Consider the following 15224-nt stretch of genomic DNA (forward strand, 5'->3'; position numbering starts at 1 on the left):
AGTCCTGAAGCCTTTTGAAATTTTACACATATGCTCCTTTAGTATAGTAAACAAAAAATCATTTTAACTGACATAAAATCATTTCCAAGGTGATTGAAGAACAAAAAACAACTATTTCCCCTTCAAAGATAAAACGCATGGTGAAATCAGGATCAGGTATTTCCTGTTCGTTGTTAGATATCCTGACGTTAAAAAAGAGAATGACTGAAAAACAGTTGAAGATACGGCAGCAGGCATATGCATTAACGCTCTGTACGGTTGTATTCATGGTGGTTTACAATTTTTGCACCTGGTATGCTTCTTCTTTGGATCACATACCATCATTCACCTTTGATTTCGAAAAGTCAATTCCATTTGTGCCCTGGTCTATTATTCCTTATATGGCAGGCGGTCTTTTTTTCTGCCTGGTATTCTTTTCATGTAAGGATAAATATCAATTAAAGATATTAACATGGAGAATGCTTTTTGTCATTATTACGGCAGGAATATTTTTCATCACGATTCCTTTACGGTTCTCATTTCCTAAGCCTGAAGTTTCCCATGCGCTTTTAAGGATGCCTTTTTCATTTTTAAAAACATTTGATTCGCCTTTTAACCAATCGCCGTCGCTCCACATTGCCTTTGCCTTTATATTCTGGTCGGTATTTAAAGACCTGTCCAAATGGCGGATTTTCCTGATGATCTGGCTGATCCTTCTGGGAATTTCAACACTTACCACTTATCAGCATCATATGATGGATATTTTAACCGGAGCCATTCTTGCACACCTCAGCTTTATTATCATTCCTTACCGCAGGCATGATCCCACGTACCGGAACCTCCGGACCGCCAATGCTTATTTTCTGGCTGGGCTGATCTTTACCTTGGCGGCGTTGCTGTGTCATAAATATGTTGGAACTGAAGGACTAATCCTTCTCTTACCTGCATTGGTGATGATAATTGCGGGTTACTGTTACCAGAAAAAAATGAATCAGGAAACCCCGGTAGCATCATAAAAAAGGCTTTCAAAAATGAAAACCTTTCCCTAAACTAAATTGTTTTATGAAAACTATTGTCTGATTAATTCAAAATAAAGATTGACATCAACATCTTTGGCTACGCCCGCTCCGGTAGGATCATATTTGATATTATAATCCAGACGGTTTACTTTAAATGCAGCCTGGAAGCCCATCACCTCTTTTCCCTGCTGGTTTTTGGTGATCCCTCCGAATGTTACCGGAACACTGACTTCCTTCACAACATCTTTAATCTTCAGTTTCCCTTTTAACACATAAGAATTATTTTTTCCTTTGGTAAGAGAAGTAGATTCAAAAGTCATCTGCGGATATTTTTCAGCATCAAAGAAATCGGCGCTTTTCAGATGCTTATCCCTCATTTCAACATTGGTGTTGATTGAATTCACATCTACCATGAAAGACATGGAAGCACCGTCAAGACCGTTTGCTTTAGCCGTAACCTTCCCGTCGAACTTATCAAATCTCCCCTGCACAAAGCTGATGCCCATATGCTTGATATTGAAATTTACTGAAGAATGCATCGGATCTACCTGCCATACAGTCTGGGCAAAGCTTACCACGCTTAAAAAGGCAAATACAAAAGTTAAAAATACTTTTTTCATTGTACTATTTTTTAAAATTAATTTTAAAGCAAAAGTAATCCCGTTAATACAAAAGGATATTGATCTATGATATGATTTTATTTTTATTGCATTTAAAGAACTGTTGCATCACACCAACCATCATAAAACAATAATGTCTGAAAATTAACTAAAATCCGAAACAAAAATTCAAAAAAAATTTTGAACTTCGCAGTATGGCAAAATTAAGAACAGCATATTTCTGTCAGAACTGTGGTGCACAGTACTCTCAGTGGATGGGACAGTGTAAAAGCTGCGGAGAATGGAATACTTTGGTGGAAGAAGTTGTTGAGAAACCGTCTAACAGGAACCTTCCTTCTGCCAGATCCAAACAACACGTCATCAATATCATTGAGGTAGAAACCAGCGAAGAACCCCGTATTAAAACGCCTTCCGAGGAACTCAACAGGGTTTTGGGCGGAGGAATTGTCCTTGGATCGGTGACCCTCATAGGCGGTGAGCCGGGAATCGGAAAGTCTACCCTGCTGCTGCAGCTGGCCCTGAAGATGAAGAAAAAAATCTTCTATGTTTCCGGTGAGGAAAGCGCTTCACAGATTAAGATGAGAGCCGACAGGTTAACGGAAATCCAGAATCCGAACTGTTTCCTGTTTACAGAAACCTCACTGGAAAAAATACTTCAGGAAGCAAAAAAGCTGGATCCTGACTTTATCATCATTGATTCCATACAGACTTTGCAGTCACAGCTGATCGAAAGTTCACCCGGTACCGTATCGCAGATCAGGGAGTGCTCCAATGAGATTATTAAATATGCCAAAGAAAACAATACGCCGGTATTCCTGGTGGGGCATATCACCAAAGACGGACAGATTGCAGGACCGAAAGTACTGGAACATATGGTAGACGTCGTATTGAATTTCGATGGCGACCGTAACCACCTTTTCAGGTTGTTAAGGGCTAATAAAAACCGTTTCGGTTCTACAGCCGAGATCGGGATCTACGAAATGGTTTCCCAGGGACTGAAAGAAATCAAAAATCCGTCTGAGATCCTGATCACCAAAAAATCCGAGGAACTTTCCGGAAATTCGGTGGCGGTAACTTTGGAGGGAAACCGGCCGATGCTGCTGGAAATCCAGGCCTTGGTCAGTACTGCTGTCTATGGAACACCTCAACGGAGCTCTACCGGCTTCGATTCAAAAAGGCTGAACATGCTTCTCGCTGTCCTGGAAAAAAGAGCAGGTTTCCAGCTGGGAGCCAAGGATGTCTTCCTGAATATTACCGGAGGCATAAAGACGGATGATCCGGCACTGGATCTGGCAGTTGTTGCCTCTATCCTGTCTTCCAATGAGGACATTGCAGTATCTGAGCATTACTGTTTTGCCGGAGAAATTGGGCTGAGTGGGGAAATCCGGCCTATTGCACAGGCCGAACAGAGGATTACCGAAGCCGAAAAATTAGGCTATGAGAAAATTTTTATTTCCAATTTAAATAAACTGCCAAAGAAGAAATTCGGGATTAAAATTGAAGAAGTGAGCAAGATTGAAGATTTTCATGAAAGATTATTTTAACGAAAACACAAGATTCAACGATGAGAACAGATATTCTCAAATATTACAACAATCTCGCTGTAACCTATGACAAAAACCGTTTCGGAAATTCCTATGGAAAATATATTGATCAGCAGGAAAAGTCTTTTCTGAACTATTTTTTTTATGATAAAAACTATTCAACAGTTTTAGATTTAGGCTGCGGGACCGGAAGATTATTGAATTTTGCGACTCACGGTACAGATTTCAGTGAAGAAATGTTGCATATTGCACGGCAGAAGTATCCTCATAAAAAATTGGAAAAAGGAGAAATTTCAAAAATTCCTTTTATTGATGAATTTGACTGTATTTTCTGCTTTCACGTCATTATGCACCAAAACAAAAAGGAAACAGAAGCTTTTTTAGATGAATGCTATTCGAAATTAAATAAAAAAGGAACTCTAATTTTCGACTATCCGACGAAAAGACGGCGAAAAGTTGTTTCTCCACAGGAAGATTGGCATGCTGGAAACCGTTTTACACCAAAAGAAATTTCTAAATTATCTGAAAAAGGATGGAAAATAAAAAACACGATTGGAATTTTACTGTTTCCAATTCACAGAATTCCTAAAGGTTTAAGAAAACATTTTCTGCCTCTGGATATTTTATTGTGTAAAACGTTCCTGAAAAACTGGGCTTCTTACCAAATTGTTATTCTGGAAAAGATATGAGACAGCAATTAAGAAAATGGCTCCCCCATCATTGGAAAATGCAGTTGAAATTATTGCAAAGACATTTTGATGAAAGCAAAACCCAATATTCTTATTCTAAAAATTACAGCCCGGATAAAATTGGAAAATATGAAATTCAACTTCACCAAATCATTCAAAAAAGTGAATTTCATGAAAATAAAGTTCATAACTTAAAAATTGTTGGAGAAAAAATTAACAATCTGATTATTAATTCTAATGAAGTTTTTTCTTTCTGGAAGTTGGTTGGAAAACCCAATAAAAAGAATGGATTTAAAGAAGGAAGAAATTTAATTAAAACTCAAATTTCGAGTGATTTCGGTGGTGGGATCTGCCAGTTTTCCTCGATTTTATATTTTATGGCCCTGCAATCCGGTCTGAGAATTCTTGAAAGATTTCCGCATTCAATGGACATTTATAAAGAACATGAACGTTTTACACCATTAGGTTCAGATTGCACTGTTGTTTATGGCTATAAAGATCTGCAGATTCAAAATCCGTATTCGTTTCCCGTTCAGCTGAAGTGTTCCGTAGGTGATGAAAGACTTTCCCTTAATCTTATTTCTCCAAATGAACTTGAGTTAAACACCATCGATTTCAGAAAGTCCGAAACCGAAAAAGGAGTTTGGGTAGAGACATTCAGCAATAATAAATTTTTGTTTAAAAATTTTTATATTCGTTTATGAATTACCTGGCTCATTCCTTTCTCACATTTACCGACGGACAGATCGTCGGGCAATTCCTGGCTGACTTCATCCGGAACCGGGACCGGTTTTCTTTTCCGAAAGGAATCCAGGACGGGATCACTTTACACCGCGCCATCGATACGTTTACAGACTCCCATCCCGCTGTTCACGAAGCGAAAAAAGTCTTTGCGCCTTTGGTAAGATTGTATGCCGGAGCTTTTGTGGATGTTTCGATGGATTATTTTGTGGCGAATGATTTAAATTTAAATTCTTTAGAAGGCTGGAAAAAGCATTCGGTAAAAGTGTATTGTGTTCTGAATGAACATCATGAATACCTTCCGGAAAATTTCACGAGAATGCTGGAAAAAATGGAAGAAGGCGACTGGCTGTACAACTACCGCTATGAAAAAAATATCGGCTACAGCATGCGGAATGTTCTTAATAAAGCTAAATATTTACATACGGATATTCCTGTTCATGAAGCTTTTCTGAAAAATAAGAATTTACTTCAGGAATGTTATGACGATTTTTTTCCTGATCTTATGGAGCACGCCAAAGGAATCAATGCCCTGCTGCAGCTGGAAAACTGATTCAGAATTGCTGAAAAAGATACCGGTTCGGATAGGTCAGCTTTTCGCTTTTCCGCTCTCCGTTCACGATGATATGGACAATATTGATCTGGTCATCAAATAAATTATACAGGAAACTTACCGCCGCTTCTACTTTTTTGGGAGCCTCGATTTTTTGGGATTCAAGATAGATGTTGACCGACTCATGATCTTCCTCGTAACCAACATAGTTCACGTTCAGTAATTTATTATTGGCTTTCAGTTTAAAATATTCGGAAGCGTAATTTTTCAGGGCTTCATTCAGCCTGGCTTTATAAGCCGGATCATTAAAATGAAGCGCATTACCGTATTTTTTATTCAGACCGTTTTCCAGGTCATCCAGGAAAAAACGGCCGGTTACTTCAAAAGTCTTTGATTTCTGATTGTAATTGATTTCTACCGAACCGACATGATAAGGGTGCTTGCTTCCGGTAAAAGAGAAAAATACCAATAAAACAGAAAAAAATAAAAGGGCTTTTTTCATGCTAATAAATCAATAATTTTTTGCGGGTCCTGCCTCATGTCGAAAAAGAGAAGGACTCTAATAGTATGAGGATTTTCCATTCTGAAAAACATCCGCACATGCTTTTTACCGATGAGTGCGGAACGGATATCTCTGGAATATATTGGATAACGTTTGAAGTGCCCTTCTTTTAAAACAGCTGAAACACGCTTTATATCATGGAGAAATGCTACAATTTCTTTATTACTCCAAGTCGTTTCAAGAAATTCGATTTCTTCACGTAAAGTTTGTTTAGCTATTTTTGAGAGTTCAACCTGCATATCTGATCATCTACATATTTGAAAAACTCTTCTTCAGAAATCATGTCCTTTTCTTCCAGGCGGTCTGCATAATCAGCCAGCCGTTCAATAAACCATTTCGGCGTACCGTCTTCATAAAACTCTTCATCCTCTTGTACGGAAACAGATTTCACGCCCTTCAGTTTTTCCAGAAGCTCTTTGATGAATGGGAAATCTTCTGCATTTTCAAGTTCTATATTCACTGTCATGACGATGTATTTTCAACAAAGTTAAAATAAATTTTGTATCATCGCATTTCCAAAAAATCATTTAACAATGCAGGACTTTTTATTTTACCTGAACCTGGGCTGGGAACATATCATTTCACTGGACGCCCTTGATCATCAGCTTTTTGTACTGGCCTTAATTGCCGTGTATTCCTTCAATGACCTGAAAAAAATCCTGATCCTAGTAACGGCGTTTACCATTGGGCATTCCATTACCCTGGCATTGAGCACATTTGATATCGTACGGATCAACTCAGCCTGGGTAGAATTTTTAATTCCTTTGACGATTGTCATCACTTCCCTGGACAACATCCTGATGAAGAATAAAAAACAGACGCTGATGAAGGCTAATTACTATCTGGCGCTGATCTTCGGCCTAATTCACGGGATGGGCTTTGCCAATACAGCGCGAGTGATGATCGCTAAAAGCCAGAGCATTGCCGTTCCGTTGTTAGGATTCAATATAGGGCTTGAACTGGGGCAGATCGCTATTGTTTTCGGCATTCTGATTCTGCTGTTCATCCTGATTAAAATATTTAAGGTCAACCAGAAAGACTGGGTACTTTTTGTTTCTTCAGGAGTATTTGCCTTATCGCTGAAGATGGCATTGGAAAGAATTCCATTCTAACGCTGAAACATTTCCGATTTTTCAATTACTTATTATTATATTTGACAATCCTTAAACAATTTTGGTCATGAAGTTAACGATTACCGTACTTTCCGTACTGGTCGGTGCCGGTGTAACCGCTCAGAATATTCAGAATAATCCCGGCAGCAACCATGGAAATAAATTCGAGCAGCTGGGAACCATCCTCCCTACGCCGAATATGTACCGTACGGCATCCGGGGCACCGGGACACGGCTACTGGCAGAACAGGGCCGACTATGATATCTCAGCCTATCTGGACGAAGACAAGAGGAATTTAAAGGGATCTGAAACGATTACCTACTACAATAATTCTCCGGACGACCTGGATTATATCTGGCTTCAGCTGGATGAAAACCAGCAGTCAACCGTAAAAAAAGCAGATTTCCCCTACCCTTCTACCCTGCCGAAGGCGGCCAATGACCAGCAGCTCAGAGCAACGGAACTTCCGGTAAAAGATAACGGCTACGGCGTGAACCTTGAAAAAGTGACCGATGCATCCGGTAACCCGCTGAAATACACGGTCAACCAGACCATGATGCGCATAGACCTGCCGAAAGTCCTTAAAAAAGGAGAAAAGCTGGTTTTTAAAATCGACTGGAACTATAACATCCCCAACAGAATAAAAATGGGCGGCCGCGGAGGCTATGAAAATTTTGCCGAAGACGGGAACGACCTGTATACCATGACACAATGGTATCCGAGGATGTGTGTCTACAGTGATTTCCACGGATGGCAGAACCACCAGTTTACCGGAAGAGGCGAATTTGCCCTGGTTTTCGGGAACTTTAAAGTTTCCATGAATGTTCCGGCAGACCACGTGGTAGGCGGTACCGGGGAATGTAAAAACTACAGCCAGGTCTTAACGGCCGATCAGCTGGCCAGGTATAATAAATCGAAGACTTCTAACGAGCCTGTGGAGATTGTAACGCTGGATGAAGCGAAAAAGGCGGAGAAAAACCATTCCAGGCAGAGAAAAACCTGGAGCTTTGAAGCCAATGACGTAAGGGATTTCGCCTGGACATCTTCAAGGAAATTCGTTTGGGACGGAATGGGTGTTACCATTCCTGAAAATAACAATAAAGTAATGGCAATGAGCTTCTATCCTAAGGAAGCGTATGCATTGTACAGGAAATTTTCCACCAAGGCAGTAGCCCATACCATCAAAACCTATTCAGAATTTACGATTCCGTATCCTTATCCGGTAGCCCAGTCGGTGGAAGCCGCCAACGGAATGGAGTACCCGATGATCTGCTTCAACTACGGAAGGACAGAAAAAGACGGTACCTATTCGGAAGGGATCAAAAACGGAATGCTGGGTGTAGTGATCCATGAAGTAGGACACAATTTCTTCCCGATGATCATCAACTCAGACGAAAGGCAGTGGTCGTGGATGGATGAAGGACTGAATACTTTTGTGGAGTACCTTACCGAAGAACGCTGGGACAACAAATTCCCGTCCAAAAGAGGACCGGCATGGACCATTGTGGATTATATGAAGCTTCCTAAAGATCAACTGGAGCCGATCATGAGCAATTCTGAAAACATCATCCAGTTCGGGCCGAATGCCTATTCAAAACCTGCCACGGGACTGAATATTCTCCGTGAAACCATTATGGGAAGGGAGCTGTTTGATAAAGCATTTAAAACCTATTCCAAAAGATGGGCGTTCAGGCATCCTGAACCCGCAGACTTTTTCAGGACCATGGAAGATGCGAGCGGCGAAGACCTCGACTGGTTCTGGAGGGGCTGGTTCTACGGCACGGATCCTGTAGACATCGCCATTGACAAAGTGACGGTTGCCACTCCGGACTTCGATACACCTCCAAAGGAAAGCAAAGAAGTAAAATATAAAACCGATAAGCCGTTGCAGAATGATTTTGAGGACATCTCAAAGATCAGGAACAAACAGGATAAGAACATCACGTTCTATGCAGATACGGATAAGCAGGTACAGGATTTCTACTACCGCTATGACAGAGGACAGGAGAAAGTAGACGCCAATAAAGAATATGCCCTTAAAATGGATGGCAGCAAAGCCCTGGACAGCAAGGACAAAGAAAAATTCAAAAATATGACGGCGTATCAGATTGATTTCGTCAACAAAGGCGGGCTTGTGATGCCGATTATCCTTGAATTTACTTTTGAAGACGGGACGAAGCTGTATGACAAATCTTCCGCACAGATCTGGAGGCTGAATGAGCAGAAAACTTCCAAGACCTACTATTTCGAGAAAAAACTGAAATCCATCCAGCTGGACCCGATGAGGGAGACAGCAGATATCGATACTTCCAACAACTTCTGGAGCAATGACGGCACCTCCGGTGAAACCACCAAATTCCAACTGTTCAAGCAGAAGCAGGAAGGCGGATCTGCCAGGGGCGCTTCCAGCGGGAAAGTAAACCCGATGCAGGCGGCAGGAAAGAAAAACTAAAAAAAAACGGCTAATATCAATTAGCCGTTTTTTGTTTTATAAGATCGAGAATGTAGCAATGATGGTACTTTTCTCATCCAGTGAATTAGGGTTGGTTACCGTAATCCCGTATTCACCCGGAGGCTTATCCTTTAACGTGATCAGATAGGAATTCTGCCCATATTTCTTCCCGCTGAAGTTAAGGTAATGCAGCTTGTTCGTTTTCATGGTTCCGAAGGTATTGACAGAAGCCATTTCCGCCCTTCTGAATTTTTTGTTGGAATCGAATTCAAAGATTTTGATGATAGCCATCGGATCGGTGTTGTTGTCTACTGCACGTACGATGAACTGGATGTCATCACCCGGCCTTACTTTGGTAGAAGAACAGCATCCGTCAATCTGAAGCTTGGATTTGACACTCCCGAAACCGGTGATCACCATTCCTGCATTCATGGCAGAACGCGTCTGCGTAGTATGCTTTTCAAGCAATATGGTAGACTGATCAGGTTTCAGCAATAAACATTCACCAATAAATTCCGGTTCCTGTGCCGTCTGCGAATACATGCTGATGCTGCACAGACTCATTGCAGCCAATAATAGAGTTTTTCTCATTTAATTCAGTTTTTTATAATGATTCTGCAAAAATATAATTTAATCCGAAATACAAACCATATTTTAATATAATTATTTTAATCTGAACCATAAAAATTAGTCTGCCAAATTTTCACACCGGCAATGAAAATCCTGCCAAATTTTTCTTTTGGGGAGCTTGGCATATATTTAGAGAAGTACAGGATAGAATAATTAAAAAATTAAATATATTATGTCAGTAAACTTCAAACCATTAGCAGACAGAGTTCTTGTAGAGCCTATCGCTGCAGAAACAAAGACCGCTTCAGGGATTATTATTCCGGACACCGCAAAAGAAAAACCACAAGAGGGTACTGTAGTGGCAGTAGGCCCGGGTAAGAAAGATGAGCCAACAACGGTTCAGGTAGGTGACAAAGTACTTTACGGAAAATATTCCGGTTCTGAATTGAAACTGGACGGGAAGGATTATTTAATTGTAAAGGAATCGGATCTGTTAGGAGTAATCGGATAATTTGTAAAAAGTAAAATGTATTCATGTAAAATGATTTCATGAGTACAGGGTACAAAGTACATGAATACAAATAAAATTAAAGTACATTAATACAATACTAAAATGGCAAAAGAAATAAAATTCGATATCGAGTCGAGAGACGCTTTAAAAAGAGGGGTTGATGCATTGGCTAATGCAGTGAAAGTAACCTTAGGTCCAAAAGGAAGAAATGTAGTGATCGAAAAATCTTTCGGGGCACCACACGTAACCAAAGACGGTGTTTCTGTAGCGAAAGAGATCGAACTGGAAGATAAAGTAGAAAACATGGGTGCTCAGATGGTGAAGGAAGTAGCTTCCAAAACCAATGACATCGCAGGAGACGGTACCACTACCGCTACGGTTCTGGCACAGGCAATCGTAAGAGAAGGCCTTAAGAACGTTGCTGCCGGTGCTAACCCGATGGATCTTAAGAGAGGGATCGACAAAGCGGTAACCGCTGTTGTGGCTAACCTGAAAGAGCAGTCTAAAGAAGTTGGAGATTCTACGGAGATGGTGAAGCAGGTAGCTTCCGTTTCTGCCAACAACGACGAAACCATCGGTTCCCTGATCGCTGAAGCATTCGGGAAAGTAGGTAAAGAAGGGGTTATCACGGTAGAAGAAGCCAAAGGGATCGATACAACGGTAGACGTTGTGGAAGGAATGCAGTTTGACAGAGGATACCAGTCTCCGTATTTCGTAACCAACCCTGAGAAAATGGTGGCCGAACTGGAAAACCCATACATCCTTTTGGTGGAGAAGAAAATCTCTTCCATGAAAGAATTGCTTCCTGTACTTGAGCCGATCGCTCAGGGAGGTAAATCTTTACTGATCATCTCTGAAGAGGTTGAAGGTGAAGCTTTAGCTACTTTAGTGGTGAACAAATTAAGAGGTTCCCTTAAAATTGCTGCGGTAAAAGCACCTGGATTCGGGGACAGAAGAAAAGCGATGCTGGAAGATATCGCAATCCTAACCGGCGGACAGGTAATTTCCGAAGAGCAGGGCTTCACGATGGAGAACATCTCCCTGGATATGCTGGGAACTGCTGAGAAAGTAACCATTGATAAAGACAATACAACCGTAGTGAACGGTGGCGGTGAAGAGAGCAAGATCAAAGGAAGAGTAAACCAGATCAAAGCGCAGATGGAAACCACCACTTCAGACTACGACAGAGAAAAGCTTCAGGAAAGACTGGCTAAATTAGCCGGAGGTGTTGCCGTTCTTTACGTAGGAGCTGCTTCCGAAGTGGAAATGAAAGAGAAAAAAGACCGTGTAGATGATGCCCTGAACGCGACAAGAGCTGCCGTTGAAGAAGGTATCGTAGCCGGAGGAGGTGTTGCTTTGGTAAGAGCTATCAACGCTTTAAGTGATCTTCAAGGCATCAATGCAGATGAAACTACCGGTATTAAAATCGTAAAAAGAGCGATCGAAGAGCCGTTAAGACAAATCGTTGCCAACGCCGGAGGTGAAGGTTCCGTAATCGTTGCGAAAGTAGCAGAAGGACAAGGTGACTTCGGGTACAACGCCAAAACTGACGAGTATGTCAACATGCTTGAAGCAGGAATCATCGACCCTACGAAAGTAACGAGAGTAGCCCTTGAAAATGCTGCTTCCGTATCTGGTATGTTGTTGACCACTGAATGTGTAATCACTGAAGTGAAAAAAGACGAACCAGCTATGCCAATGGGTGGCGGAATGCCAGGAATGATGTAGCCTTAACCGATACAGATAAATCAAAACCGCTCTATTTATAGGGCGGTTTTTTGTTTCTTAATAATATCCTATAAATAGATATATTTGTAAAAACGATTACAGCAACTATGGAAAACAAATATTTACTTCATGGGAAACTCACTGCAAAAGCAGGGCACCAAAAGGAACTTGCTGACATTTTAAGACAGGCATCCCAACTGGTATCAACAGCTAAAGGCTGTACACTGTATGCCGTTAGCCATGATCAAGAGGATGAAAATGCTGTTTATGTGACAGAAATCTGGGACAGTAAAGATGACCATGACAACTCCCTGAAAGTTGAAGGCGTCAGAGAACTTATTATGAAAGCCATGCCGATATTGGATGGACCACCAACGAAAGGACAGGAACTGGAGATTTTAGGAGGTGTGGGGATGTAAGACATTCAGTGACCGAGACAGTTTAATATACTGACCACTATGCTTTGTATGTCGGTTTTTATTTTGTATTATTTTTTTTATATTTGATAAAACTAAATAAACCATGAAAAATATCAATTAACTTCTTTTTATCGCTAATTCTTAAGCTTAAATCCAAAGATCTAACAAATAGATGAATTGTATTTTCTTTTTTTAAAGTAATTATTTTATTTCTATGGCTATTTGCATCTAGTTAAAATTGTATTTTAAATTATAATAACTGTATAAAGCCGTAAAGAGTTAATTGCATTTTTATTCACTATAATTAATATATGGTAGATAAAATTACTACACACAGTAAAACAGTATTGGATATTGCGCTTATTCACGATTGGCTCATTGGTGCTAAGTATACAAATTTACGAAATGTTGCAACTTTTGAAAAAGTTCATTTTATAGATATTGACTGGAAAAATTACAATTTCGAGAAACATTTAAATGCTGTAAAAAAATTAAGACCTAAATATACCGTTGCGAAAGATTGGGAGATAGCCGGAGATTTAGAAAACCTGTTAAAACAAGCTAATATACTTTCAAAGTATTCTGATAATGTGATTATTGTTCCGAAAGTAGATTCACTAAAAGAAAAAATGTTTAATTTAATACCCGAAGAATTTATGCTCGGTTACAGTGTCCCAACAAAATATGGAGGTACAACGATTGAACCAGAATATTTTAATGGACGGCGAGTTCATTTATTAGGAGGGCGACCAGAAAAACAGCGTGAATTGGCAAAAGTTTTAAACGTCAAAAGTATAGATGGTAATAGATTTACCCTAGATGCTGGTTTTGGAGATTATTTTGATGGAATTAAATTTAAGCCACATCCAATTGGAGGATATAAATTATGCTTAGAAGACTCAATTAAAAATATTAATGAAATTTGGGAATGTTATGGACGATAGAAAAGAATTTTTGACTAAGATATATGATCAAATGTTTAATGACATTGATAGACATCATAAAATAGTTTGGCAAACAATTGGGGTATTAGTAGGTGCTTTTGCAGTATTAGCATTAATTGAAAAACATGTAATTTCAATTGATATTGCTACTGGATTAATAATTTTATTAGCTTGTTGGGTGATCGGACATGTATATGATTCTAATTATTGGTACAATCGAAATCTTGTGATAATTGCGAATATTGAAAGGCAGTTTTTGCTTGCCAGCGACTTAAAAGAAATTCATTATTATTTTGGAAAACATAGAAACAAAAACTCTATACAAACGTCACTCAAAATACAAATGTATTTTTGCTTGTCGGTAATTTCGATATTTATTGTATATCACTTCTCTGAAAGCATTTATCCTGGATTTGAACTAGAACTTAATAAAGATAATTTTTGTCCTCAAAAAATAATTCCTTACTTCGCATTAATAATTGGTATAATATTTATCATTTGGATTAGATATAAAAGAATTAAAAATTATGATGAATTTTTAAAAAATTCACCTGGAATTACTGTTGATACTACTGGAATAACATTCGGTAATGGACATCCTATTTAATATATAGCTACAATAAATATTAGTCAGTAAAAAAATTATCTCATCTATTTCTGAGATAGAAATTGCTAAGTTCAACTCTCTATCTTTATAAATGTTCTAGCTATTTTAAAATTAAATAATTATTGTGGATGAATTTTTAAACTATTAGTTAATTCTCCATGCTCGCCCCCCGCTGGCGCGAGCGTCACGCTCGTGCCTCCATACTTGCATGAGTCTTTCACCATAACAGAAAAACTATTCGTGGAAAGCACGAGCGAGACGCTCGCACTAGCAAAGGGGTCAGTTTTCTATAATGGTAACTTCAAATTAAATATATATAATATGAACTACAAAATTATTTGGATTATAGTTGGGATTGTATCAATCCTTTTACTAATAATACTGGGTTTTTACATTGGAAATTTCCACAAAAGAAATTTATCTGATAGCCCTGAAGAATGGGGACAATTTGGCGATTATTTAGGAGGTACGCTTAATACTACAATTTCCATTTTGAATTTATTTTTATTGGCTTATCTAACAATAAAAATTGCAAAAATAGAAGAAGACAGAACGAGCAATACCTCAAAAGATTCTGTAAAGCCTCTAGGTCTTTTTTCTTTTAATATATCAAATGATTTTTTTAAAATTGAATTACATAATGTTGGTTTAGGACCATTAATACTAAAAGAGTTCAAAATCTTTGACAAAGAAAAACATTATAAAGATTTTAAAGAATTACTTGATAGTATACCTTTACAACATTATAGACCAAAATATTCTTTTACTAAAAGTACAAGCAATGGAACAATTATAAGAAAAGACGATTTTTTAAATATCATAGATATGCAGCTAGATAATGATGAAGCAGGAGTAGAGTATTCAAAAAAAGTTGAAAGTTTAAAAATAATTAAGAGTAAACTTGCTTCATGTGAAATAAAAATAATTTATGCAGATTTATTTGGAAATATTATAAATGAGGAAATAGAAAAGCTAGATTTTATTAATATAGATTGTAACTAAATTATAAATAATCTGACACCGCTGACGAAAGCATTCCCTCGCTGGCGCGAGCGTCACGCTCGTGCCTCCATACGCATGAGTCTTCCCCCCCCGCTGGCGCGAGCTTCCAAGCTCGTGTCCTCATATTGGCACTAAAATTTTACGCGTAAAGCACGAGCGAGACGCTCGCGCT

General features: G+C 39.0%; 18 protein-coding genes. 13 read left to right on the forward strand and 5 right to left on the reverse strand.

Features of this window, described 5'->3' with window-relative positions; translation table 11 throughout:
- The first annotated feature begins 89 nt into the window (after positions 1-89).
- Entirely contained in the window at positions 90-995 is a 906-nt protein-coding gene (locus CGB83_RS09335) for a phosphatase PAP2 family protein (protein WP_157761384.1), read from the forward strand.
- A gap of 53 nt (positions 996-1048) precedes the next feature.
- Here the strand turns inward: CGB83_RS09335 and CGB83_RS09340 are convergent, their stop codons facing one another.
- Positions 1049-1618, reverse strand: coding sequence for a YceI family protein (locus CGB83_RS09340; RefSeq protein ID WP_100075559.1), 570 nt, complete (start codon positions 1616-1618; stop codon positions 1049-1051).
- Between the two features lie 194 nt (positions 1619-1812).
- On the opposite strand from CGB83_RS09340, the gene radA reads away from it, so the two are divergent.
- The 4 genes from radA to CGB83_RS09360 are packed head-to-tail and all read left to right on the forward strand — an operon-like array spanning position 1813 to position 5145.
- Complete coding sequence (gene radA / locus CGB83_RS09345; protein ID WP_100075560.1) at positions 1813-3162, forward strand: DNA repair protein RadA; 1350 nt, start codon at positions 1813-1815, stop codon at positions 3160-3162.
- 20 nt (positions 3163-3182) lie between these two features.
- A complete protein-coding gene (locus CGB83_RS09350; RefSeq protein WP_100075561.1) occupies positions 3183-3851 on the forward strand; it encodes a class I SAM-dependent methyltransferase in 669 nt (222 codons plus the stop codon).
- Positions 3848-4555 carry a VanW family protein gene (locus CGB83_RS09355; protein WP_100075562.1) on the forward strand — a complete coding sequence of 236 codons (708 nt, stop codon included), beginning with the start codon at positions 3848-3850 and terminating at the stop codon, positions 4553-4555. Before CGB83_RS09350 ends, CGB83_RS09355 begins: the two co-directional genes overlap by 4 nt.
- The gene (locus CGB83_RS09360; protein WP_100075563.1) at positions 4552-5145 is read left to right on the forward strand and encodes an acyl carrier protein phosphodiesterase; all 594 of its coding nucleotides are present in this window, start codon (positions 4552-4554) and stop codon (positions 5143-5145) included. The genes CGB83_RS09355 and CGB83_RS09360 overlap by 4 nt, the downstream gene beginning before the upstream one ends.
- 1 nt (position 5146) lies before the next feature.
- Here CGB83_RS09360 and CGB83_RS09365 read toward each other — a convergent pair whose 3' ends face one another.
- The 3 genes from CGB83_RS09365 to CGB83_RS09375 are packed head-to-tail and all read right to left on the reverse strand — an operon-like array spanning position 5147 to position 6173.
- Positions 5147-5647: a DUF6702 family protein gene (locus CGB83_RS09365; protein WP_100075564.1), complete on the reverse strand. Its 501-nt coding sequence runs from the start codon at positions 5645-5647 to the stop codon at positions 5147-5149.
- Entirely contained in the window at positions 5644-5946 is a 303-nt protein-coding gene (locus CGB83_RS09370; RefSeq protein WP_100075565.1) for a hypothetical protein, read from the reverse strand. Before CGB83_RS09370 ends, CGB83_RS09365 begins: the two co-directional genes overlap by 4 nt.
- Positions 5922-6173: a hypothetical protein gene (locus tag CGB83_RS09375; RefSeq protein ID WP_100075566.1), complete on the reverse strand. Its 252-nt coding sequence runs from the start codon at positions 6171-6173 to the stop codon at positions 5922-5924. Before CGB83_RS09375 ends, CGB83_RS09370 begins: the two co-directional genes overlap by 25 nt.
- A 67-nt stretch (positions 6174-6240) precedes the next feature.
- On the opposite strand from CGB83_RS09375, the gene CGB83_RS09380 reads away from it, so the two are divergent.
- Together CGB83_RS09380 and CGB83_RS09385 are read left to right on the forward strand one after the other, a co-directional pair.
- Entirely contained in the window at positions 6241-6819 is a 579-nt protein-coding gene (locus CGB83_RS09380; RefSeq protein ID WP_100075567.1) for a HupE/UreJ family protein, read from the forward strand.
- Between the two features lie 67 nt (positions 6820-6886).
- A complete protein-coding gene (locus tag CGB83_RS09385) occupies positions 6887-9271 on the forward strand; it encodes a M1 family metallopeptidase (RefSeq protein ID WP_100075568.1) in 2385 nt (794 codons plus the stop codon).
- Between the two features lie 36 nt (positions 9272-9307).
- Here CGB83_RS09385 and CGB83_RS09390 read toward each other — a convergent pair whose 3' ends face one another.
- Positions 9308-9862, reverse strand: coding sequence for a hypothetical protein (locus CGB83_RS09390; protein WP_100075569.1), 555 nt, complete (start codon positions 9860-9862; stop codon positions 9308-9310).
- A 211-nt stretch (positions 9863-10073) separates the two neighbouring features.
- Between CGB83_RS09390 and groES the strand changes: the two genes are divergently transcribed.
- The 6 genes from groES (at position 10074) to CGB83_RS09420 (ending at position 15052) form a co-directional block, all read left to right on the forward strand.
- Positions 10074-10352, forward strand: coding sequence for a co-chaperone GroES (gene groES, locus CGB83_RS09395; protein ID WP_100075570.1), 279 nt, complete (start codon positions 10074-10076; stop codon positions 10350-10352).
- A 102-nt stretch (positions 10353-10454) separates the two neighbouring features.
- Positions 10455-12080, forward strand: coding sequence for a chaperonin GroEL (gene groL / locus CGB83_RS09400; RefSeq protein WP_100075571.1), 1626 nt, complete (start codon positions 10455-10457; stop codon positions 12078-12080).
- 107 nt (positions 12081-12187) lie between these two features.
- Positions 12188-12499, forward strand: coding sequence for a putative quinol monooxygenase (locus CGB83_RS09405; RefSeq protein ID WP_100075572.1), 312 nt, complete (start codon positions 12188-12190; stop codon positions 12497-12499).
- A gap of 311 nt (positions 12500-12810) precedes the next feature.
- Positions 12811-13443 carry a DUF6610 family protein gene (locus tag CGB83_RS09410; protein ID WP_100075573.1) on the forward strand — a complete coding sequence of 211 codons (633 nt, stop codon included), beginning with the start codon at positions 12811-12813 and terminating at the stop codon, positions 13441-13443.
- A complete protein-coding gene (locus CGB83_RS09415; RefSeq protein WP_157761385.1) occupies positions 13433-14050 on the forward strand; it encodes a hypothetical protein in 618 nt (205 codons plus the stop codon). Before CGB83_RS09410 ends, CGB83_RS09415 begins: the two co-directional genes overlap by 11 nt.
- Positions 14051-14371: 321 nt before the next feature.
- Positions 14372-15052 carry a hypothetical protein gene (locus CGB83_RS09420; RefSeq protein ID WP_100075575.1) on the forward strand — a complete coding sequence of 227 codons (681 nt, stop codon included), beginning with the start codon at positions 14372-14374 and terminating at the stop codon, positions 15050-15052.
- Positions 15053-15224 lie beyond the last annotated feature (172 nt).

Source organism: Chryseobacterium camelliae, from assembly GCF_002770595.1.
GTDB lineage: Bacteria > Bacteroidota > Bacteroidia > Flavobacteriales > Weeksellaceae > Chryseobacterium > Chryseobacterium camelliae.

Excerpts from the sequence above, each read along its gene's own strand:
- CGB83_RS09340 (WP_100075559.1), bottom strand. The coding sequence starts at position 1,618 with ATGAAAAAAGTATTTTTAACTTTTGTATTTGCCTTTTTAAGCGTGGTA.
- radA (WP_100075560.1), top strand. The coding sequence starts at position 1,813 with ATGGCAAAATTAAGAACAGCATATTTCTGTCAGAACTGTGGTGCACAG.
- CGB83_RS09350 (WP_100075561.1), top strand. The coding sequence starts at position 3,183 with ATGAGAACAGATATTCTCAAATATTACAACAATCTCGCTGTAACCTAT.
- CGB83_RS09355 (WP_100075562.1), top strand. The coding sequence starts at position 3,848 with ATGAGACAGCAATTAAGAAAATGGCTCCCCCATCATTGGAAAATGCAG.
- CGB83_RS09360 (WP_100075563.1), top strand. The coding sequence starts at position 4,552 with ATGAATTACCTGGCTCATTCCTTTCTCACATTTACCGACGGACAGATC.
- CGB83_RS09365 (WP_100075564.1), bottom strand. The coding sequence starts at position 5,647 with ATGAAAAAAGCCCTTTTATTTTTTTCTGTTTTATTGGTATTTTTCTCT.
- CGB83_RS09370 (WP_100075565.1), bottom strand. The coding sequence starts at position 5,946 with ATGCAGGTTGAACTCTCAAAAATAGCTAAACAAACTTTACGTGAAGAA.
- CGB83_RS09375 (WP_100075566.1), bottom strand. The coding sequence starts at position 6,173 with ATGACAGTGAATATAGAACTTGAAAATGCAGAAGATTTCCCATTCATC.
- CGB83_RS09380 (WP_100075567.1), top strand. The coding sequence starts at position 6,241 with ATGCAGGACTTTTTATTTTACCTGAACCTGGGCTGGGAACATATCATT.
- CGB83_RS09385 (WP_100075568.1), top strand. The coding sequence starts at position 6,887 with ATGAAGTTAACGATTACCGTACTTTCCGTACTGGTCGGTGCCGGTGTA.
- CGB83_RS09390 (WP_100075569.1), bottom strand. The coding sequence starts at position 9,862 with ATGAGAAAAACTCTATTATTGGCTGCAATGAGTCTGTGCAGCATCAGC.
- groES (WP_100075570.1), top strand. The coding sequence starts at position 10,074 with ATGTCAGTAAACTTCAAACCATTAGCAGACAGAGTTCTTGTAGAGCCT.
- groL (WP_100075571.1), top strand. The coding sequence starts at position 10,455 with ATGGCAAAAGAAATAAAATTCGATATCGAGTCGAGAGACGCTTTAAAA.
- CGB83_RS09405 (WP_100075572.1), top strand. The coding sequence starts at position 12,188 with ATGGAAAACAAATATTTACTTCATGGGAAACTCACTGCAAAAGCAGGG.
- CGB83_RS09410 (WP_100075573.1), top strand. The coding sequence starts at position 12,811 with ATGGTAGATAAAATTACTACACACAGTAAAACAGTATTGGATATTGCG.
- CGB83_RS09415 (WP_157761385.1), top strand. The coding sequence starts at position 13,433 with ATGGACGATAGAAAAGAATTTTTGACTAAGATATATGATCAAATGTTT.
- CGB83_RS09420 (WP_100075575.1), top strand. The coding sequence starts at position 14,372 with ATGAACTACAAAATTATTTGGATTATAGTTGGGATTGTATCAATCCTT.